This is a genomic window from Halobacteriovorax marinus SJ (genome assembly GCF_000210915.2).
Taxonomy (GTDB): Bacteria; Bdellovibrionota; Bacteriovoracia; order Bacteriovoracales; family Bacteriovoracaceae; genus Halobacteriovorax; species Halobacteriovorax marinus.
In genome coordinates this window covers 747,745-766,961 of sequence record NC_016620.1, presented here as the reverse complement: position 1 = coordinate 766,961, position 19,217 = coordinate 747,745, and the positions used below count along the sequence as shown (strand labels likewise).

At 38.5% G+C, this 19,217-nt stretch carries 23 protein-coding genes and 1 other RNA gene; 13 read left to right on the top strand and 11 right to left on the bottom strand.

The genetic code is table 11. The annotated features are described in order from the left end of the window. Nucleotides 1-66: 66 nt before the first annotated feature. From BMS_RS03680 to BMS_RS17895, 5 genes are all read left to right on the top strand, one after another. A complete protein-coding gene (locus tag BMS_RS03680; RefSeq protein WP_014243442.1) occupies nt 67-732 on the top strand; it encodes a hypothetical protein in 666 nt (221 codons plus the stop codon). Nucleotides 733-955: 223 nt separating this feature from the next. Next, entirely contained in the window at nt 956-1,183 is a 228-nt protein-coding gene (locus BMS_RS03675) for a hypothetical protein (RefSeq protein ID WP_044557256.1), read from the top strand. Nucleotides 1,184-1,195: 12 nt separating this feature from the next. Further along, nucleotides 1,196-1,414 (top strand): helix-turn-helix domain-containing protein, encoded by a 219-nt coding sequence (locus BMS_RS03670; RefSeq protein ID WP_014243440.1) that lies wholly within the window; start codon nt 1,196-1,198, stop codon nt 1,412-1,414. Continuing rightward, nucleotides 1,393-1,950, top strand: coding sequence for a site-specific integrase (locus BMS_RS03665; RefSeq protein ID WP_044557255.1), 558 nt, complete (start codon nt 1,393-1,395; stop codon nt 1,948-1,950). The genes BMS_RS03670 and BMS_RS03665 overlap by 22 nt, the downstream gene beginning before the upstream one ends. 116 nt (nt 1,951-2,066) lie before the next feature. Then, nucleotides 2,067-3,059 (top strand): tyrosine-type recombinase/integrase, encoded by a 993-nt coding sequence (locus BMS_RS17895; protein WP_157868231.1) that lies wholly within the window; start codon nt 2,067-2,069, stop codon nt 3,057-3,059. On the opposite strand, the gene BMS_RS03655 is transcribed toward BMS_RS17895, so the two are convergent. The 4 genes from BMS_RS03655 to BMS_RS17555 form a co-directional block, all read right to left on the bottom strand. Further along, on the bottom strand, nt 3,052-3,456 hold the full coding sequence (locus tag BMS_RS03655; RefSeq protein ID WP_014243438.1) for a helix-turn-helix domain-containing protein: 405 nt from the start codon (nt 3,454-3,456) through the stop codon (nt 3,052-3,054). The genes BMS_RS17895 and BMS_RS03655 overlap by 8 nt on opposite strands. Nucleotides 3,457-3,721: 265 nt before the next feature. Further along, nucleotides 3,722-4,106: a transfer-messenger RNA gene (ssrA, locus tag BMS_RS17335) on the bottom strand. A gap of 52 nt (nt 4,107-4,158) precedes the next feature. Beyond that, entirely contained in the window at nt 4,159-4,458 is a 300-nt protein-coding gene (locus tag BMS_RS03645) for a hypothetical protein (RefSeq protein ID WP_014243437.1), read from the bottom strand. 3 nt (nt 4,459-4,461) lie between these two features. Further along, a complete protein-coding gene (locus BMS_RS17555) occupies nt 4,462-5,628 on the bottom strand; it encodes a hypothetical protein (RefSeq protein ID WP_014243436.1) in 1,167 nt (388 codons plus the stop codon). Between the two features lie 195 nt (nt 5,629-5,823). Between BMS_RS17555 and BMS_RS03635 the strand changes: the two genes are divergently transcribed. The 3 genes from BMS_RS03635 to BMS_RS03625 are packed head-to-tail and all read left to right on the top strand — an operon-like array spanning nt 5,824 to nt 8,007. Beyond that, on the top strand, nt 5,824-6,219 hold the full coding sequence (locus BMS_RS03635; protein ID WP_014243435.1) for a DUF1304 domain-containing protein: 396 nt from the start codon (nt 5,824-5,826) through the stop codon (nt 6,217-6,219). A gap of 32 nt (nt 6,220-6,251) precedes the next feature. Next, nucleotides 6,252-6,677: a hypothetical protein gene (locus BMS_RS03630; RefSeq protein WP_157868230.1), complete on the top strand. Its 426-nt coding sequence runs from the start codon at nt 6,252-6,254 to the stop codon at nt 6,675-6,677. Between the two features lies 1 nt (nt 6,678). Further along, nucleotides 6,679-8,007: a hypothetical protein gene (locus BMS_RS03625; protein WP_044557253.1), complete on the top strand. Its 1,329-nt coding sequence runs from the start codon at nt 6,679-6,681 to the stop codon at nt 8,005-8,007. 10 nt (nt 8,008-8,017) lie between these two features. Here BMS_RS03625 and BMS_RS03620 read toward each other — a convergent pair whose 3' ends face one another. The 4 genes from BMS_RS03620 to BMS_RS03605 form a co-directional block, all read right to left on the bottom strand. Next, a complete protein-coding gene (locus BMS_RS03620; protein ID WP_014243432.1) occupies nt 8,018-9,109 on the bottom strand; it encodes a hypothetical protein in 1,092 nt (363 codons plus the stop codon). Between the two features lie 113 nt (nt 9,110-9,222). Further along, the gene (locus tag BMS_RS03615) at nt 9,223-9,972 is read right to left on the bottom strand and encodes a siderophore-interacting protein (RefSeq protein ID WP_044557252.1); all 750 of its coding nucleotides are present in this window, start codon (nt 9,970-9,972) and stop codon (nt 9,223-9,225) included. After that, nucleotides 9,959-11,629 carry a trypsin-like serine protease gene (locus BMS_RS03610; RefSeq protein ID WP_014243430.1) on the bottom strand — a complete coding sequence of 557 codons (1,671 nt, stop codon included), beginning with the start codon at nt 11,627-11,629 and terminating at the stop codon, nt 9,959-9,961. The genes BMS_RS03615 and BMS_RS03610 overlap by 14 nt, the downstream gene beginning before the upstream one ends. Before the next feature lie 108 nt (nt 11,630-11,737). Then, nucleotides 11,738-13,084 carry an MATE family efflux transporter gene (locus tag BMS_RS03605; protein ID WP_044557251.1) on the bottom strand — a complete coding sequence of 449 codons (1,347 nt, stop codon included), beginning with the start codon at nt 13,082-13,084 and terminating at the stop codon, nt 11,738-11,740. Between the two features lie 119 nt (nt 13,085-13,203). On the opposite strand from BMS_RS03605, the gene BMS_RS03600 reads away from it, so the two are divergent. Then, nucleotides 13,204-13,854 carry a glutathione S-transferase family protein gene (locus BMS_RS03600; protein ID WP_014243428.1) on the top strand — a complete coding sequence of 217 codons (651 nt, stop codon included), beginning with the start codon at nt 13,204-13,206 and terminating at the stop codon, nt 13,852-13,854. Nucleotides 13,855-13,889: 35 nt separating this feature from the next. Here the strand turns inward: BMS_RS03600 and BMS_RS03595 are convergent, their stop codons facing one another. After that, entirely contained in the window at nt 13,890-14,459 is a 570-nt protein-coding gene (locus BMS_RS03595) for an Hsp20 family protein (protein ID WP_014243427.1), read from the bottom strand. A gap of 78 nt (nt 14,460-14,537) precedes the next feature. Further along, a complete protein-coding gene (locus BMS_RS03590; RefSeq protein ID WP_044557250.1) occupies nt 14,538-15,032 on the bottom strand; it encodes a hypothetical protein in 495 nt (164 codons plus the stop codon). 277 nt (nt 15,033-15,309) lie between these two features. Here BMS_RS03590 and BMS_RS03585 point away from each other — a divergent pair, with 277 nt between their 5' ends. From BMS_RS03585 to BMS_RS03570, 4 genes are all read left to right on the top strand, one after another. Beyond that, nucleotides 15,310-15,825, top strand: coding sequence for a hypothetical protein (locus BMS_RS03585; RefSeq protein ID WP_014243425.1), 516 nt, complete (start codon nt 15,310-15,312; stop codon nt 15,823-15,825). Between the two features lie 66 nt (nt 15,826-15,891). Next, entirely contained in the window at nt 15,892-16,749 is an 858-nt protein-coding gene (locus BMS_RS03580; protein ID WP_014243424.1) for a DUF4423 domain-containing protein, read from the top strand. A gap of 8 nt (nt 16,750-16,757) precedes the next feature. Beyond that, nucleotides 16,758-17,723 (top strand): hypothetical protein, encoded by a 966-nt coding sequence (locus BMS_RS03575; protein WP_014243423.1) that lies wholly within the window; start codon nt 16,758-16,760, stop codon nt 17,721-17,723. A gap of 67 nt (nt 17,724-17,790) precedes the next feature. Then, the gene (locus tag BMS_RS03570; protein WP_014243422.1) at nt 17,791-18,807 is read left to right on the top strand and encodes a threonine aldolase family protein; all 1,017 of its coding nucleotides are present in this window, start codon (nt 17,791-17,793) and stop codon (nt 18,805-18,807) included. On the opposite strand, the gene BMS_RS03565 is transcribed toward BMS_RS03570, so the two are convergent. After that, on the bottom strand, nt 18,804-19,196 hold the full coding sequence (locus BMS_RS03565; protein WP_014243421.1) for a response regulator: 393 nt from the start codon (nt 19,194-19,196) through the stop codon (nt 18,804-18,806). The two genes, BMS_RS03570 and BMS_RS03565, sit on opposite strands and share 4 nt — an antisense overlap. Nucleotides 19,197-19,217 lie beyond the last annotated feature (21 nt).

The window sequence follows — 19,217 nt, the reverse complement described above, 5'->3', positions numbered from 1 at the left end:
CTCAGGTCATATTATCAGCCTATAACCTTTTAAGGTTCATAAGGATATAAAAGTGAGAAGGATAATATGAACAATGAGATAGATGCTCTAAGAAGCAAATGGCTATACACCATCAATCCAGTTTATCACTCTTCAATACCTAAAGGAGAGCGACAAAAGCTACAACTTGAAGAGGATGATGATAGCCAAGAAGAAATAACAAAGTATTTTAACAAAGTCCATTTACCACCTTTCCATGACCCCAACATTTCAGATGGAGAACTCAGGGCCCTCATTCAAATTAAAGGAATGTCCGATAACCTTGAAGATGGAAATTTCTCTAGTCTAAATTACATGGCAAGTCTTACCGCAAAAACTAGAGCGACATTTAAAAGAGCTGTTCGTAGTCTAAGAGAGAAGAAGTATATCTACACTTTCAGTAGAGGCTCTGGCAGTACAAATCACTATCTTGTTGTAGACCCAGACCTTCGTTATCTCCCATACAAAGGTAAACTTGCAAGTCATATACATTGGAACGATTGGCGAGAAATGGTCAAAAATAAGACCATTCAAGAATACTACCAAAAGAGTCTGGACTATTTTGAAAAAAACTATGCTGAAGGTGAAGAGTATTTAAGAAGTCAGGTTAATTCTTATACTCAGGACAATTTTGTACCTCCCCTAGACCAGACTTGCCCCTTCACTCAGTTCGATCACTTCCCTACCCCTGAGGTCAAAAATGTCCCTCAATAAAGAATTACTTGTATTCAAGAGCTACCCTATTACAAGAATTAGAAATGGACTACTGTGTTTCTTAGCTTCGCTAAAAACCACAGTTCATCACTTTATTATTTTAGTTTTTTATAAGCTACCACCTATATGGGGAAGAAGGTTCAAATCACTTCCCGCAGACCATAACCAGAAAATACTAATAAAACCGTGCAAACGACTGCACAAAATAACTAGGAGAACCATCATGATGGAATTATCAAAAGAACAGTTTTTTACAAAAGTGAAGTTAAAAGAGAAGGAGATGCTCAAAGATTTTCGTAGTAGCTTGAGGGTAAACGCAACCTTAAAGGTTTTTAATGAGATGCTCAACGAGACAATTGAAGCCCATTCATGGGGAGAGCTATCTATTCGCTTTGAAGGCAAAAAGATTACAGGGGTTGAAGAAAGAATAATTATCAACCCACCATTCTAAAAGGAGCTCACAATGAATAATACATCTGATACTCAATACTTCACTGCAAAAGAGTTTGCTAAGATAATCAGGGTTTCAGTTAAAACTCTATATAACAAGGTTTATGAGGGAGAGCTTGAACCAAGTAGGCTTTTCTCTAACAGAGGCCCATATAGGTTTACTCAGAAAGACCTTGAAGAGTACAACAAAACTAATCACAGGAGTAAAAAATGCAAACCAAAGAAAAAATAACTCACAAATCTACTCAGGCCATCTCACAAGAGAAGATTCAAGCCTTTCTATCTACTTTAAAAGAAGAAGGTTCTCACCTCTTTCCCTTGTTCTCAACACAATATTATCTAGGGTTAAGGACAAGAGAGACCCTAGGTCTAAGAGAGGACTCTTTTTTACCTGAAACTAACGAATTTGATGTCTTCAGAGAGTTGGATACAAGAACTTGTCCTAATGGTTCTATAATAGACTCATGTGAAGAAGCTTCTTCTCCAAGAAAAATCTTAATCCCACCCCAAATACTACCTTTCTTTATCCATAGAACACTCTTTAGTTTTTTTGCCGTTATAGGAGATAAGAGACTCCTTCTCATAAGGCAAATGAGGCAAAAGTTCAAAGAGCACTTTCCACAGGCTAACTTGGCGACTCTTAGAACTTCTCGCATCATTCATCTTTATCAAGATGGTGTCGATAAGAAAGAGTTAATGAGAACTATGGGCTTTAAGTCATCACAAACGATTGATAGATATATCAATCAAGCACATACCCAAGTTTAAGGTTCTATATGAAAAAGTTAAGTCATAAAATTAGAGTAAAAAAAAGGATTGGTGGAAGACAAGTGGAAAGAAAGAGAACCCTTCCACTATCTTCCACTCAGGGCCAGCGGAGGGCTATGAAGAAGGAGTTACAAGAAGAACTAGAAGAACTTTATCAAGCCTATCTCAATCCACCTTCAAACATTTGGAAAGAAGCTAAAAAGCAATACTATGGATACATGAACAAAGAGAACTCACTTGAAACCCTTTACAATAGAAAGTGTGTTTTAGAAAAACATACTAAACAATGGGATGATAGACCTATTGAGACTATATCTTATAATGATGTTTTAGGACTTATTACAACCTTGGAGTCCAACAAGCACGAAGTTCTAAAATACATAAAACAAGTGTTCAACTTGCAGGTAGACATGAGAACAATTCCAAGCAACCCTGCTTCTAAAATTACTTTTCCAAAAAAGACTGACCGTAAACTACAGGCTATGACGGTTGGAGAAATAACTAAGCTTCTCACATATATGAAAGAAGTCGACCATTCTTGGTTCTCCATATTTTATGTCACCTATCAATTTGGCTTAAGACATGGAGAAGCTCTAGGAATAAAGTTCTCTGATATTGATTGGGAAAGAAACCATCTTTTCATCCAAAGAGCATGGAAAAAGAAAGAGAAGATATGGGGGCCTCCAAAGAACGGAACATCAAGGTTCGTTCCAATGAACTCACAGGTTAGAGAGTATCTATTAAAGCTTTATAAAGGAAAGCATGAAGATGAATTTATCCTACCAAGAATAAAGAAATGGGAAGGCGGGAAAGGTGCTGAGGTATTAAAAGAGATTCAGAGACATATTGGAATCAAACTAACAAACTATCACTCACTAAGAGCAAGCTTTATTACGCACCTTCTTAGAAAGGGCCAAGACATCATTTCGGTTCAAGAGATGGTTGGTCATAAAGAGTTAAAGACAACAATGGGCTATATAAGGCTTGATGGAAGTGACCTTCAGGGGTGTACTGACAAGATTGAAATGGACATCAATATCTTTGATGACTCTGAACAAATTCAGGAAAATGTTATTAGCTTTCCCACGACAAAGAAAAGCTCTAACTAAAATGACTCAACATAGTTTCAAGTAGCTCAATCTGTTTTGAGTCAATTTTCTTTGATGCTAATAAATCAAGTAAATTTATAGCTATCTTTAACTCACTCTCTTGAAGTGACGAGAGAAGCTCTTGGGCCTTTACCAATTCATTTGGCCCATCCTTCCATTCTTTAACAAGCTGTTTAAAGTATTTTGGCTTTATCCCGTATAGCTCTAAGAGAGAAAGCATTCGCTCTCCACTAGGAACATTAGTTCGTCCATTTTCAATCTGTGAGATATATGACCCCGAAAGTCCAAGGGCCTCGGCTACCTCCCTCGTTGAGAGTTTCTTCTTCTCACGCAAAGATTTTAAGACCTTTGCTTGGGGAGTGATGATGACCTTATGGTGTCTTCTAACTTTTTTCACTAATAACTACCTAACTAAGCGTGTAGTTATTTTTCGGCTAATTTCAGAAAATCTTTATCAAGTGCGTAGTCACTGCGTAGTAGTACACCACCTAGCCCACCACAAGGTACACCAAGATTTGAGTTTTAAAATGAAAAAATGGGAAATAAAAGGAAGCGAGCCAGAGGAATTATCGAATAAAATCATGGACTTAAATAATGAAAAAGGAACTAAAGGGAAAAGACGGGAAGAAAAGTTAAGTAACTAATATTACATAAGAGAAGATTGGTGGAGGTGGCGGGAATCGAACCCGCGTCCGAGTTGATTTCCATAGTGCGGACTACGTGCGTAGTCTTCATTTATCGTCAGAAGACAAGACTGTTCGAATTACGCGAACTCGACAAACCCCACTTGTTTTTTCAACAGCATTGCATGGCAGTTGCTGCGTAACAAGTTAGCCAGTTGTTACCACTGGGATGTTAGCTTCTGTTTATTGGATGCTAACCCCTCAAGCTACTTAAAGCGGCGGCGTTAATTAAATTAAGCGGCCATAGCTGGAGCAAAATTAGATTCTGCAATTATGGTTTGGTCTCCTTTTAACCAGGACCTTGGACACCAGCCTGGACACGCCCACAAAACTTCTAGCAACCCGTCGAAACCAGGGCACCCCCATTGAAGTAATGCGAAACTTGAATTTACCACAAGTCGGGATTTAAGTCTATTTTACACCTGATTTTCTCTGAGATGCTTTACCACCACTTGAAGTGCGACAATCAATAGAATATTGAAGATTAAAAGACTTGAATACCCTAGAAGTATTCCCACAGGAAATAGTACCACCATCACAATGATCTCTAATGGAAAGTTAAACACCCTCTTTGTGATCTTAGAAAAAATCAATCCTGAAATAAAGAACCCTACGAAACTTACCATTGCTTGTCCCTCTTGGGCCCCTAGAAAGTGCCCCACAATTGAACCGTAGATACTAAAAAGTAGAGATGCGATTACTATATTCTTATTCATTTCTTATAACCCTTGTTCATTAAATCTTATATTATTTCTAATTCTAACATTGTTCATAAAGTTATTCTCCTCAAATTCTCTTAGAGAAAATAACCCAAAGCCCCTACTATCCTCGTCACCATCATCATCTGGATTATCATCATCCTCAGGTTCTTCATCAGGTGTTTCGTCCTCAGGCACTTCGTCATCTGGAGTATCTTCAACTGGTGGCTCTACAATAGTAGGAGGATTATCAATGTGTGGAGTAGATACAGGCGGAGTCTCTTCTGGAGAGCCTCCCCCACAAGAAGATACGCAACCAGCAATACCTCCACCAATACCACCAAAAACAATACCTGGAATGCCTGCAGGAATTCCAGCAAAACCACCTCCAACAAATCCTCCAATACAACCTCTCATACAAGCATTTCCGCTTGAAACCCTCTCCCCCATAATAGGGCCACGACCTGATGGATTAGCAAAAACTTCGATATCAGTATTATTATCCCCTTCAAACTCTCTTGGTCCCCTCGTATTTTCACCTAATGTTCTTACTGTTTCAGTTCTGAAAAACTCAATATTCACTTCGTTAAAATCTGGATTCACTGTTGAAGTCAGTCCAAAGTTTCTAGAAAACTCTTCCTCTGATTCCATATCAGAAAAGTCAGCACTATCAACTAAGCTCAATTTTTGCTGAAGCTCAGACCTAATATCAAATTCTGTTTCTAAGTTTAAGTTAGACCTTAGAAGTGAACCAATCTTAGGATTAAGTCCTGAAATAACGGGACTTAAATTTGCAACGAGATCCTTACGACCATTAACTATATATGAATCAATCAAATTTAAAGCTGGAATAATTAAACCATCATGTACACCGCTCTTCACTACACTCTCTTTAATAGAGTGGAATGCAGCTTGAAAAGATACTTCACCATTAGACGTATGATTAATTACCAAGGCAACTTGCTTAATACCCCTTATCGCAATATCCTTATCCATCTCAAGATCAGCGCTAAAATATCTAAGAGCAGAAATCTCTCTTTTTAAACTTGGCTTTGACTCATTGAACTCTAGATACTCTCCACGAGAATTACCTGAACCCACATTAAATAGTTGAAGATTCCCAGCTGTAGTCTCCGCAAAAGCTGAAGCTGTAAGTAATAACATTATAATTAAGATTTGCTTATTCATTTTTTCTCCTTTCCCTAATTCGCCCAGTATCTAATGCAAAGCACATGCCAAAATAGGAAGAAGAAATTTCAACATTTTATAAAATTATGTTCTAGGAATAGAACATACTTTCGCGCCAAAAATAAATACTTCAGCAAAGTACCTTCATAAACTATACTTAAGTAAACTAGAATAACTTAAAGAATAAGGACCACCATGATTCTAACTGCAAAGATTTTCACCGCACTCGTTGCCCTACTGCACTTCTTCTTTCTCATCCTAGAGATGTTTCACTGGGATAGGCCACTTGGGTTGAAAGTCTTTGGACACAAGCTTGAAGCGGCTAGAAGCTCAAAGGTCTTGGCCGCCAATCAAGGGCTCTATAACGGATTCTTGAGTGCTAGCCTCGTTTACGGACTTTATAAAGGCGGACAAATTGGTCACCAATTTCAGGTCTTCTTCCTCATTTGCGTCGTCGTTGCGGGAGTCTACGGTGCCCTTACGGCCTCAAGGAAAATCTTCTTTATTCAGTCACTTCCGGCGCTTATTGCCCTTCTTCTCACGTACTTTTACCCAGATACAGTAGCTAGTCACATAAAGAGCTTTTTTTAAAGAATTGGGTCTAAATGCCCGATAAGTCCTTTGTGAGAGGACTAATTTTTTCTACATTCTGCCTACTTTTGTTGCAGGCCCACGCTGCTGGCCCCTGTGATAGCAGCGAAATTTCTGCTGAGCTAAGTGGTATGAATTTCGTTGGCAAGAAGGCCATCCCTGTAAAGAAGTGGTCTAAACTCCCTAAATCTCTTTCCATTCATGATGGTGAATACGGACGCCTTAAGTTTAAAGACGGTGACCAACTGAAATTGACCTATACTGGTAAAGACCTTGAGAATATGAAATTTTCAAAAACTCTCGAGGCGCCAATATCAGAAGAAGGAATAGCAGATATTGAATTGATGAAATGGTTTGAAGAAGTCCAAACCTTTCACGGAGGGACTCTCGAATTTAAGATTTTAAAAAATAAGAAAATACTTTGTACTCAGAACATGGAAATTACCGGTGGCGATTAAAATGAAAACACTCCTTCTTCTACTTCTTTCAACTTCAGTTTTTGCAAGCTATGAATGCTACGAAGATCTTGTGGACTTCCCTCCGTTCTATGTTAGTGATGAGTATAGACAAGGTGATAAAATGTACGAGAATTTTAGAAACCTTGAAAACGCCAATATTAAAGACAAGTATATTCCAAGAGGCTCTATTGTCTTCATCGACCCACAAGTCTATGAACAATTTGAAGGATCTGAAAATGGTCGCGTGCCTGTAAAGGTTCTTACCACTCCTTCTGAAAAAGCAGAGAATGAACTTAAACATAGAACGAGAGGTCGCTCGGCCGACAATATTAAGAGTGTTGCCCTAGGAACGGGACGACAAACGAGAGTTCAAAAGAACGACAAAGGCTGGATGAGTATTAAAAGTCTTCGCTCCGTCGATCAATATACTTTTGCCGTAGAGAAGGACTCTCCCCTCTACGATACTCCAGGAATTGAAGACGATAGAAATTACTATATTAAACTCAATATGGAGAATGGAAAATTCAAAGTAAGAAATTGCTGTATACCAGATGAAGAACTTCCAGAAGGTGAAGCTGAAACTTGTTTCTCAAGCTATGAAATGACTGTTATCGACGACGATAGCAATGAGCTTCAATCTAATTACGTAAATTTTAGAGAGTGTAATTTCTTTGAAGGATCAATGCCAATTAAAGATAATCAATTCGATGCCTTTAGAAGCATCTTAAAGAATTTCTCGAGTGACGATCCAAACTTTAGACTTTCAGATCTTGAAGTCGTTCCCTCTCACCAAGACTGGAGAGGAAATACTCCAATTGAAAGAAGAAAAGAACTCGTAAAAGTTCCAATTGATAGCAACGGTGCAGGTCCTTTTGGAAGTATCCACTACCGAGGTGATGATAAGGCAAATTCCGATGCCTACTTAAAGCCCAATGCTCTTTGTGCTTTCACACAAGTACTAAAGAAGTGGCAACAAGAATGTAGTGAGCCAGGTTGTAAGGCCATGTTTGGAGATCTCTATCACCCAAGATCGTGGAGAAGTCACAGTACTCACGGCTCTGGAGATTGTATCGATCTAAGACCTTTTAGAAAGAATGACGATGATACGACGAATGGACTTAAGTATGGATGGGAGAGATATTCTCGCGATAAAACTCAGCGCTTTATCGAACTCCTTGAAAGGGCCGGAGGTTCGCCGATTTACTTCAACGATCCGACAATTAAAAGAGAGACTGCGGCCACACATATGCGCGGTCACGATAATCATATCCATGTCTGCTTTGATGAAGAGGCCGATAAGACTTTAGAGACCTGTAACAACGGTCTCTAGGGACTAGCTCTTAGTTGAAGATATTCTCGGAAGTGGTGCTCCACTCGCTCCATTCATAGACAGCTCCTCCATCGTAGAAGCTTGGGAAGTTGGCATAATTATATAGTTCAGGATTCACTCTATACGCTTTCTTTTCATCAAAGCATGATTCGTGCAGAAGGTCTCTTGCGAATTTTCCATACTTATATTTTTCGTAAGAGCAATCTCTCTTCACTCTTGGACAAACCATTCCATCATTCTTAGAGAGTTCGCTATACCCCATTTGGATGGCCTGTGCATTGACGACAGCATCTTGAATCTTTTCTGAATCATAGTAATTACAATTTAAACTCTCATCCCAACTATCATCAACAAAGTAGCGAATACTAAATTTCTTATTCAACTTCCACTTGGCATTATCACAACTTAAAAATGGTGTTTCACTATAGCGGTTCTTAGAGTTGAAAGCTGCATCCTTTTCAAAGAGAAAGAGCATGTTCCAAAATCTCATACCATTGAAGTTCGCCACGAGATCGGCATTGGAGTAAACACCTGTCGTCGTCAGTCCAAAGTAAGAGTTCTCAGTGAACTTCCCCCAGCGAATAGCGTTAGCAACACTTCCCTCTTTCTTTACGTAGGCCCTTCTAAAGAAGCCAAAGCCCTCTACAAAGAAGTGTCCAAGTTTATCAACGCCAACTCTTCTTCCACCAATCTTTGTTACGCCTAAGAGTCCTTTTAAGTTTAAAGAGACACCTTCTAGCCAGTTAATGGTTGAGTAGACTGAGTAATCAAAATTCGTTCTTACAATTCTTCCCTCAGGAAGTGTTTCATCAAATTCAACTGCAATGGCGTGACCAATAAAAGGAGAAGAAATATGTGACTTCATCACATCATAGACATCATCCCCCTCTCGTGCGTTAACTGGACAAGCAACTTCTAAATCATTTAACTCTAGGACTGCGCTCTTCATTCTTTCGTTAATAACAGAGTCAATATAACTTGAACCCTCTCCCGAAAAGCGAGCATTTCTATAGGAATCGATCTCTGCCGAAAGCGTACTCAAAGGAGCGAGACTCATGGCCAATAGAAGAATAAATGAAGGTAGACGCTTAAAATTTTGCATACCTTAGAATAAGGTGAAACGCGCACAGGGAAGCTCTAAGTGTAGAAATTACACGGGCCGTACAAAGAATCATCGGCCCTAAAAGGTCTTTAATACCAATAACTTATAGAGTTTTAAATAACATCCGTTTTCTTTAATTTTGAATGCTCACTCTGATCTAGGCCACATTGCCAATAGCTACTCGTATACTTATCTTCAAAATTTAGCTCACTATTCTCTCTTAGATAGCCGCGAATTTCATTGATCGCCAAGCGCTCACCGGCGCACCAAAGAGAGAGGTTCTTAGAAGTATCGATGGAAGTCTTCTTTAAGTTTTCAAGTAGCGAAAGTGCCGTGAAATTCCCTTCAATGAATGTAAAATCAAAGTGCTCATAATCCTCTAGTTTAGAAAAGTATGAGAAGTCCTCACTAGATTTCGCCTCTACGATAACGTGACATTTCTTTGCTTCATTTCTCTCTTTCATTAATTCAAGTTGAGCTTTAAGAGCGGGAAACGCTGTCATATCTCCTACGAAAATATACTCAGAACATGTTGTGTCCACATCTCTTCTAGGTCCTGGCCCGTAGAAAGTGATCTCACTATTTACCGTGGCCTCTCTAGCAAATTGCGCTGCTGGACCAGCTCCGCCGTGATTAACAAAATCGAGCGCCATGACTTTCTTTTCAGTGTCTACTTCAGCGATAGAGATACTTCTCTTTAGTTCCTCACCGTCTCTCATGACCGCTAGCTTTATATAACCACCTCTAGCATTTGAATCAATATGTTCAAGCCCAGCAATATCAACTGTCAGTCTTCTGAGGTTAGGTGTGATTAATTCTGTTTTTAGGATTTTTGATTTATATTGTTCTCTATTCTTTGCCATAGTTTTCAATCAACTTTATGAGTTCAAGGTTTCCGGTTTCTCTAGCTAGGTTAATCGCTCTTTCACCCTTTGGCCCTACTAAATTGATATCAACTCCCATATCTAAGAAAAATCTAACTTCGGAAATTCTCTCTCCTTGAATGAAGTAGATAAATTGTTGGAAGTAGTCATTGGCATTCCACTCAACTCCAAGGGAGACCATTAATTTTACAAGAGAGAATTCCTTTGCCCACCATGCGATTTGGGCCAAGTTATTTCCATAACTATCCTTCACCTTTAGGTTGGGTTTAAATCGTAGAAGCTCTCGAACAATCTCTTCTTCCCCTTCAAACACAGCGGCCATAAGAAAGCTATCACCTCTACTATCGCGGATATCGACAAAGGGAATTTCTTCTTTTATTGAGTTTAAAATGATCTTGGCCTCTTCGTAATTTCTAGACTTAAATTCACAGAATGAAAGAACAAAGGCCGCTCTACTATTATCTCGGTGCAGTTCTAAATCAGCTAGTGCCATGTGGATATCACCACTTCTAAAGCGACCAAGCCCTCGAGTGATTTCTGCCTCACTCGTCTGACCAAAGAAATCTAAACGAAGAAAGTAAGACTCTTCTCCCGGAGAGAGAAAGAGTAATCTCTTTAAAATTGTAATTTCCTTATCGATATCGCCAGTCACTGAATAGAGTTCCCTAAGAAGATCTAGCGATCTCTTGTCATCCTTTCTTAGAATAATCGCCTTAAGAAGAGCTGACTCCGCTAAATCATGCATGGAGAATTTTAGATAATACTCTCCAAGGTGCTGATAGACTTTATAGTACTTACGAAAAGATTTCGCTGCCAACTTTAAAACGTCGATAGACTCTTTAGAGTTCAGTGCTAGCGCTTTATCTATAAGCCTCTCACTTTCAATCCACTTCATCGCGTGAGCAGCTTTTCCATAAATTGTTTTATCACCACAATAGGAATTAGCATCATCGGGAGTTCTTGAAGTTACTCCCGCCAGTGCAAAGATACCCTCTTCATTTTTAATAAAGAGCGGACCACCAGAGTCGCCAGCACAAGTATCCTTTCCGTTCCCACCAGCACTGAACTCAGTTTGTAAGTCTTCTCTAATCTGCGTAGAGACTTCAAACTTTATTCCATTTGTACCAGCTTCCGTTTTTCCAAAACCAACTAACTCTACACCTTGACCTTTTTCATAGTCAGTAGATGTGTAGATAGGAAGAATCTCATCGTCAGACACATTTGCCTCGCTCTCAAGGTCAATGAGAGCAAAGTCACTAGCAGAATTCTCTCCCGTATAGTCAGGATGAATTCTCACATTCTTAATTCTGATAAAGCTTCTCTCTTTAGCGTCTATATTATCTAGAGTGATTGCGGCCGAGCGCAGGTAGTAATCTTTCACGCGCTTAAAACAGTGAGCAGCACTTAGTACTGTTTTCTTATCAATAAGCGTTCCCGTACAAAAGCTTGTTGTCACTTCGTCTTTATAATTAAGTTTTGAAATGGAGACGACACTCTTCCACTTTCCCTCTTCAACTCTATCGCCCCCATAAATAGATGAGGCAATCAACTCTTTCCCAGCACCACTAGCGGCCTGTTCGCTCTTTGAGCAAGAACTAAGAATGAGTAGTGAAAGTAGAATTAAGCTTACGCGCACAAGGGCTCCTTTTGAATGGGCCCACTATATCAGCTCCTTAAATTAATGCATTAGAACCTGTATTTTTTGCACAGCAACACGAGAGGTAAACTATTAATATTCAAACACTTAGATAGGGTCTTCTGCTGGAAACTTCTGAAAGAGCTTATAGAGAAAGAAAGAGCCAATGATTCCACCAAGGAAGTTGGCGATAAAGCCGGCCCAATAAATTCCCTCATACGAGAAGAGATTTCCAAGCACAATGGCCAGTGGAAGGTGGATCACAAAAATTCTTAGAAGATTAATCGTTAACGAAGTCTTAGATTTTCCAATGGAATTATGTGAGGCTACAGAGTTTTGCATGAGAGCAAGACCAATAATTGAGAAGATCATAATCTTTAAATATGTACTGGCCACTTCAATAACTTTTGGGTTGTCGTTAAATACGCGAACGAGTCCATCAGCTAAGAACATAAGAAAAATTCCGCAAATAAAAATCCATAGAGCAGAATATTTATTGGCCAAGTATATAGCCTTTCTAATTCGCGAGTACTTCTTCGCTCCATAATTCTGTCCCACAAATGGAGAGAGCGAAGCTGCAACACCGATTAAAACAATAGCAAAGAGAGACTCTATTCTCGTCCCCACTCCAAAGCCGGCCACAACAATTTCACCATGAGAGGCCACTAGTTTTGTAAGTATAAACATTGCAATTGGATTAACTAAATTATTTAAAAACGCAGGGAACGCAACTTGAGTAATCTTTCTCCAATTATCTAAGAGTTGTTTAAAAGGAATAAAAGGATTCGTAAGAACATCGTATTTCTTTCTTAAAACATAGAGGGCCGCAATCAAAGTAAAGAAGCGAGAGATGGCTGTCGCCACTGCTGCTCCCTTTAGTCCCATGGCCGGAAACGGTCCAATACCAAAAATGAGAAGTGGATCAAAAATAAAATTTCCAAGCCCTGCAACGGCCATCACCATGGCAGGAAACTTTGTATTTCCCATTGCTCTAATAACACTATTGCCTGTCATTGGAATCACAATGAGAGGAATAGAGAGATACCAAACGCGCATATACTCTGCGATAAGAGGAATGAGATCTTTGGGTGCACCCATAAAGAGAAAGAGCGGCTCAATTGTTAGCTCACCAATAATGGCCAAAATTATCCCAAGGATAACAACCATAGAAATACTGTCAGTAGCATAGCGTGCAACTTCGTGAGAGCGCCCAGAGCCAAGGGCCATCGAAACGAATGAAGTCGCCGCGATCCCAATACCAAAAGCAACAGCACCAACTATGAGCGGAATAGGAAACGTGAAGGCCACTGCGGCCAACTCTCTATGTCCCAATTTTCCGATATAGTATGTATCGACGAGATTAAAAATAATGATTGAAAAGACACCAAAGATCATTGGCCCAGCTAATGAGACAAGTTGCTTAGTGATATCTCCTTGCGTCAATTGTGCTTTCATATAACGGTTATAGCACCTCCTTAGAAGTTTGCACAATTTTAACAAAGAGGTCACTTAGACATAACACTCTAAATAAATTACCCGCCTATACTAAATTTAGCTTTTCACGAGGAGAAAAAATGAAAACCTTAGAACTCATAAGCTTTGATTTATGCCCTTTTGTTCAAAGGTCGATTATTACCCTTTTGAAGAAAGACATTAAACACAAAGTCACACACATCGACTTAAAGGATAAGCCAGAGTGGTTTCTAAAAATTTCTCCCCTTGGGAAAGTACCCTGCTTAAGAGTTGATGATGAGATTATTTTTGAAAGCGCTGTCATCAACGAGTTTCTAGATGAGATAACCGGAGGAGAATTTCTCCCAGACGATCCTCTAGAAAAGGCTAAACTTCGAGCCTGGTCTGAGTTTTGTAGCGCCCTTACAATAACTCAATATTCCGCCATGACGGCAAAGGACAAAGAAACTTATGAAAAGAATATTTTATTACTTCAAACACAACTTGGACGGCTTGAACAAAGTATTACAGGACGTTCAACATTCCATCATTCAGGTTTCTCTCTCACCGATACCTGTATACTCCCAGTCCTACAAAGGACGAAGTTTCTAGACGATCACTTCCATACAGATATTCTACGAAGCTATCCTAAATTAAATACACTGGGCCTAGCACATTTGGAGCAACCCTATGTGCTAGGTTCAGTGCCTAACGATTTTAACCAAAGATTATTGAACTATTTAAACAAAGCGGAAGTTTATATAGTGAAATAAAGTAAAGTCTAGAAGGGGGATCTCTCCTCTCCCTTCTAGATTTTCTCAAACTTAATTGTGAGGATTCCATCCTCTTTATTTTCTTCTAACTTAAAATTATTTTGATCTACATTGCTTGGTAGACTTCTAGATTTTGTAAATGATGAACTAAAAGAGCTCTTCACTCCCCCATTATTTACTTCGTTAACAATATTTCCAGAGACCATGAGCTGGCCATCTCTAACATTTACATTGATGACGTTCTTTTCAGAGCTTCCGACTTTAATATCATAGTAGAGATACTTATCATCTTCTCTTTCAGTGATTTCTCCACTATTCATTCCAGCACTAAAGGCCTGAACACTTTTAGCAACTCCACCAAAGAAAGATTCTTCATCCTCCATCTCTTCGTCGAATTGTTTTTTCATTGCATTTAACTGCTTATTCAAACTCGGAAATGGATTGGGAATATTAATGCCATCATTTAGATCTTGAATTTCTTTTTCTAATTTAACGATTTTTATTCTCTCTTGCTCAAGAGAATTATCCATCACACTAAAAGTCGCTGAACCAGCAAAGATTGCACCTAGAATAAATGCTCCGATATAACCCCATTTCTTATCCATAAACTCTCCTTAGAAAAATTCTTAAATATTTTAGCTCTAAAAAAGATAAAAAAAAACCTTCTTTGCAGAAGGTTTAAATTATTTTAGGAGAATGAATTTCTTATACTTCACACTATACTTTAAGAGGGAGAGCTTTGTTGAAAGCACAGTGGCCACTTCGTTGGGCCCATCATTCTCTAGGGCAAAGGAAGAGAGTAAGCGAATTGAAGGATTCTCTCTATTCCAATTTTGTTCCGCAGTTAAAATCAAATGATAATCAATTGCCTGCTCATCTGATCCCTCAGAGAAAATCAAGTGTCCAACAGGCATTCCTCTAAGCAGTCCATTATCCCCTTGCTCAATAGTGAACTTTGCAGGGTATGTTGTCGCACTCTCATTGGAGTCATACCAATCAGATTTAATAACTTGTAACTTTCCACTTGAGCGAATGAGAAAGTGAATTTCACCGGCTTCATTTGTTTGAAGAATATAGCGCCCCTTAATGGCCTCTATTAATTCTCCCTTTCCAATTGATGCAAGAGAATTCGTGCAAATAAATGCTGTCAAAAAAAGAAAAGAAATTACTTTCATCATTATAGGCTCCAAATTTTTTTTGAAATTTATCCCTCTGCGAGCATTAGCGCAACGTAAATAAATATCTGAAACTTATCTAATTTTTCACTTAAAAACAGATAACCTCTTGATTTTAAAAGATAGTAAAAAAAGTACAGAAGCGTTTCACATGTTGTGAAATATTTGTTAAACATTTTGTGAATTTAGATTTACGGAACATTCTTCCAAAGTTAGTTTGATTTCAGATTTGAAACACAGTTCAAAAGAACTTAATAACTAACTCAATTAGGAGAACAAAATGAAAAAACTTTTTATTCTTGCAGCATCAATCATCATGACAGCTTCAGCTTCTGCGCACATGCCAACAGCTAACGATTCATGGGATACAATCAGAAGACACTTTTCAAGAGTAACTTTCCAAGAGCCATCAGTTAAGCTTGACAACGGTCCAATGACTTCTGCATTTTTCGTATGTAAAGACGGTGACGTTCTTAAGACTAAGAAAGCAATCAGCAAATGTGTTGAGTGGGACTTCAGAGGTGGAAGAGACGGTTCAAGAGTTTGTACAAGAGAAGTTGAGTACTACGGTGTAGCAGCTATCGAAGGTACAAGAGAAAGATGTTCTAAGTGGGAATGGAGAGGATCAAGAAGAGAAGGTGACAGAGTATGTGTTGCTTACGAAACTTACAACTACACTCTTCCACTATCTCACGAGATTGACGTACACAAAGTTACAAGAAACGGTAGAGATAGAGACGATAGAGTTGGAAGAAAGCTTTTCACAAAAACTCTTTCAATCGAAGATTGTGAATAATAAATAAGTAGTGTGAATAAGGGTCCTTCTTAGAAGGGCCTTTTTCTGTATAAGCAAAAGAGAATTATGAGAGAAACTGTAGAACAACCTAGAATTTCACTTTTCGATTTCGATGATTATCGCGATTACCTCGTTAAAGTTGGTATGCCTGATGGTCTCTACTCTCATACTTCAAATAATCTTCAGTCTTGGGCTAACCGCCTAGGCTACAAATCTCCAAGTTCATTAACAATGGTCATCAAGGGACAACGCTCCCCTAGTTTTGAAATGATTAACGCTCTAGCTGAAGATCTAGAGATGAATATGAAAGAGAGGCAATATCTTATGCTTCTCGTCCAATTGGAGAAGGCCAATAAAAAGAAGAAAGACACAAAAGAAATCTTAGAGAAAATTGCTGAACTCAACTCTGGCTCAACGGCTATTGCACTTGGGTTAAAGGAATTCTCTGCCATTAGTGAATGGTACTTCTTGGCCATTAAACAATTGATATCTATGCCTTGTTTTATTGAAGATGAGGACTGGATTTTTAAAAAATTAAGAAAGAAAGTAACACCTTCTCAAATTCGAAATGCCCTAAATATAATGACTGAAATGGAAGCCATTGGTCGTGACGAGAATGGGAAATTAATAGTATTAAAAGAGGGACTTCTCACGACAAATGACGTGCCAAGTTCCGCAATTAAAAGACATCACTTTGGAATGATCAATAGGGCCCTAGAGGCAATTGAAGAACAACCTGTGAAAGAGAGACAGGTAACTTCAGTAACTATGAGAGTAAAACCAGAGGATGTAGACGCTGCCAAAAAAGCTATCTTTGAATTTATCAAAGACTTTAATAATAAATTTTCTACGACTGAAGCAGATGAACTCTACCAGTTGAATATGCAATTTTTCAAACATACACGTGAAGTTGTAAGACACTAGGAAATAGAATGAAGCACATTACACTATTATTATTTTTACTTTTACCAAACCTTGCTTCTGCAAATAAGCTTACGAGAGTCTCAATTCCTGAGAGAGACCTACTCAACCTTGAATTTGAAAGACAAGCGGCATTGATCGTAGAAAGACTTGGGTCTGGAGATATTGTTGGAAACGGTGGCGGACTTATTGAGCAAAACTTCATGTCTGCATACTATAATATTCAATCGGCCATCCAAGTATGTTTAAACTCATACGGTTGTGTAGATACAGAACAAGAGAGATTACTCCTTAGAGAAATCAATCAAGTTTACATTGAAAAAATTAATCAAGAGCGACCGATTCTCTTTGTTAGCGAAGATATTGCTGGAGACTTCTTTAAAAGCGAAGATGACCAAACAGCAAGAGTTGCAAAAACAGGCTTTAGCCCTGAGACAAAGATCTTTGTTAATCTTGAAGAAGCCACTTTAATCGCAAATAATATTCCTGCGATGCTAGGAATCCTCGTTCACGAATTAGGTCACCAAGCAGGAGTTGCAAGCCATAGCTTCCTTGATCAACTAGGAGCGAAGGTAAGAAACCTTTGGGAAGATAATCTATCAATTTATAGAATTGAAATGAAAAGAGAAGAACTTGATGTTCAACTCTTTGCTAGTGAGTTGAATTACACAACTTCTAAAATTCAATATACTTATAAAGATGAAACTAAGAGTATCAACCCACTCATCTTTAATAAGATCGAATGTGGTGATGATGAAATTGTTTACGGATTCAATCTCTCTAACGGACACTGGGATAGACCACATCAAGTTCAAACGAGAACGAGAGTTAGACTGAATTTCTGGATCGATATCTACTGTCAAGCTATAGATGGTGAGATTAGATCGGAACAAAGAGATCTAAACCTCACATTTAACTTCAATTCTTTTAATCGAAATAGACCGATTCTAAGAACAATCAGAGCAAGAATTAATTAATATCTTCAAGGCCCTTATCAGGGCCTTTTAACTTTTCCAACAACATTATCTAAAGTATCATTTCTCTATGATAGATTTAAGAAGCGATACAGTAACAAAACCCTCCCCAAAAATGCTAGACTCCATGATGAGAGCAGAAGTTGGAGATGATGTCTTCAATGAAGACCCGAGTATAAACGCACTCCAGGTAAAGGCCTGTGAATTATTTGGTATGGAGGCGGCCCTCTTTTGTCCGAGCGGAACGATGACCAATCAAATTGCCATTGCCACTCACGTTGGAAACCTAGAAGAAATTATTCTAGAGAAAGACTCTCATATTTATCAATATGAAGGCGGTGGGATCTTTCACAACTCAAGGGCAAGCGTAAAGCTTCTAGACGGAAAGAGTGGAAAAATCACGGCCAAGCAAATACGAGATGCCATCAATCCAGATGACATTCACAAACCTATTTCAAGGCTAGTCTCTCTAGAAAATACAACAAATAGAGGTGGCGGCGAAACATATAGCCTAAGTGAATTAAAAGAAATTCTAGAAGTGGTCAGACAGAATAATCTAAAGCTTCACCTAGATGGGGCGAGAGTCTTTAATGCCATTATTGAAGAGGACTACACACCTAAAGATCTTGGAGCTATCTTTGATTCCATTTCTATCTGCCTCTCTAAAGGTTTAGGGGCACCTGTTGGATCTCTTCTTCTTGGGGATAAAGAATTTATAGCGAAGGCTAAGAGGCTTAGAAAAGTTCTCGGCGGTGGTATGAGACAAGCTGGCTTTCTCGCTCAAGCGGGAATCTACGCTCTCGACAATAATATTGAAAGACTCAAAGAAGATCATCAATTGGCCAAGGATATTGGAGAGCTTCTCTCAAAGTTTAACTTTATAGAGAAGGTCATTCCTGTAAGAACAAATATTATTATTTTTCACCTTGATGAGGATGTGAATCCACAAGAGTTTCTAGAGTATTTAAAGTCTAAAAATATTTTAGCGGTACACTTTGGTGGGCAGGCCATTCGATTTGTGACTCACCTTGATTTAGAGGGAGATATTATATCTGAAATTAATAAGGTACTTAGCGAGTTTAACTAACTCGCTTCATATTCTGGGTAAAATTCTTGAATAGTATCTTTTAAGAGATTGAAATCTACCGGCTTTGTAAAATAGCGCTCACTTCCAAGACTGATGGCCTTCTCTAAGTATTCATCATTATCATAAGCGGAGATCATAAATACTTTTACACTCTCCATCGTTTGTCTGATTCTAGTGAGAACTTCAAAACCATCCATTTCCGGCATATTGATATCACAGAGAACAATATGAACATCTTCACCTTCTGAAGAATTCAAAAAATCAATGCATTCTTTTCCAGACTTCACACAATGAAGTTTTACTAACTCTTTCTTCTGTTCTTTTTTAAAGAAAACTTTATAAAGAGCTGCAACATCATCTTCATCATCTACGGCAAGTATATTTATCATATCAATCTCATCAAAAAAGGT

What these genes read in the sequence shown, in the direction of transcription:
- BMS_RS03595 (WP_014243427.1), bottom strand. Translation starts at nt 14,459, where the DNA reads ATGGATAAGAAATGGGGTTATATCGGAGCATTTATTCTAGGTGCAATC.
- BMS_RS03585 (WP_014243425.1), top strand. Translation starts at nt 15,310, where the DNA reads ATGAAAAAACTTTTTATTCTTGCAGCATCAATCATCATGACAGCTTCA.
- BMS_RS03600 (WP_014243428.1), top strand. Translation starts at nt 13,204, where the DNA reads ATGAAAACCTTAGAACTCATAAGCTTTGATTTATGCCCTTTTGTTCAA.
- BMS_RS03665 (WP_044557255.1), top strand. Translation starts at nt 1,393, where the DNA reads ATGCAAACCAAAGAAAAAATAACTCACAAATCTACTCAGGCCATCTCA.
- BMS_RS03590 (WP_044557250.1), bottom strand. Translation starts at nt 15,032, where the DNA reads ATGATGAAAGTAATTTCTTTTCTTTTTTTGACAGCATTTATTTGCACG.
- BMS_RS03580 (WP_014243424.1), top strand. Translation starts at nt 15,892, where the DNA reads ATGAGAGAAACTGTAGAACAACCTAGAATTTCACTTTTCGATTTCGAT.
- BMS_RS17895 (WP_157868231.1), top strand. Translation starts at nt 2,067, where the DNA reads ATGAAGAAGGAGTTACAAGAAGAACTAGAAGAACTTTATCAAGCCTAT.
- BMS_RS03605 (WP_044557251.1), bottom strand. Translation starts at nt 13,084, where the DNA reads ATGAAAGCACAATTGACGCAAGGAGATATCACTAAGCAACTTGTCTCA.
- BMS_RS03620 (WP_014243432.1), bottom strand. Translation starts at nt 9,109, where the DNA reads ATGCAAAATTTTAAGCGTCTACCTTCATTTATTCTTCTATTGGCCATG.
- BMS_RS03635 (WP_014243435.1), top strand. Translation starts at nt 5,824, where the DNA reads ATGATTCTAACTGCAAAGATTTTCACCGCACTCGTTGCCCTACTGCAC.
- BMS_RS03645 (WP_014243437.1), bottom strand. Translation starts at nt 4,458, where the DNA reads ATGAATAAGAATATAGTAATCGCATCTCTACTTTTTAGTATCTACGGT.
- BMS_RS03570 (WP_014243422.1), top strand. Translation starts at nt 17,791, where the DNA reads ATGATAGATTTAAGAAGCGATACAGTAACAAAACCCTCCCCAAAAATG.
- BMS_RS03615 (WP_044557252.1), bottom strand. Translation starts at nt 9,972, where the DNA reads ATGGCAAAGAATAGAGAACAATATAAATCAAAAATCCTAAAAACAGAA.
- BMS_RS03680 (WP_014243442.1), top strand. Translation starts at nt 67, where the DNA reads ATGAACAATGAGATAGATGCTCTAAGAAGCAAATGGCTATACACCATC.
- BMS_RS03565 (WP_014243421.1), bottom strand. Translation starts at nt 19,196, where the DNA reads ATGATAAATATACTTGCCGTAGATGATGAAGATGATGTTGCAGCTCTT.
- BMS_RS03670 (WP_014243440.1), top strand. Translation starts at nt 1,196, where the DNA reads ATGAATAATACATCTGATACTCAATACTTCACTGCAAAAGAGTTTGCT.
- BMS_RS03625 (WP_044557253.1), top strand. Translation starts at nt 6,679, where the DNA reads ATGAAAACACTCCTTCTTCTACTTCTTTCAACTTCAGTTTTTGCAAGC.
- BMS_RS03575 (WP_014243423.1), top strand. Translation starts at nt 16,758, where the DNA reads ATGAAGCACATTACACTATTATTATTTTTACTTTTACCAAACCTTGCT.
- BMS_RS03675 (WP_044557256.1), top strand. Translation starts at nt 956, where the DNA reads ATGATGGAATTATCAAAAGAACAGTTTTTTACAAAAGTGAAGTTAAAA.
- BMS_RS17555 (WP_014243436.1), bottom strand. Translation starts at nt 5,628, where the DNA reads ATGAATAAGCAAATCTTAATTATAATGTTATTACTTACAGCTTCAGCT.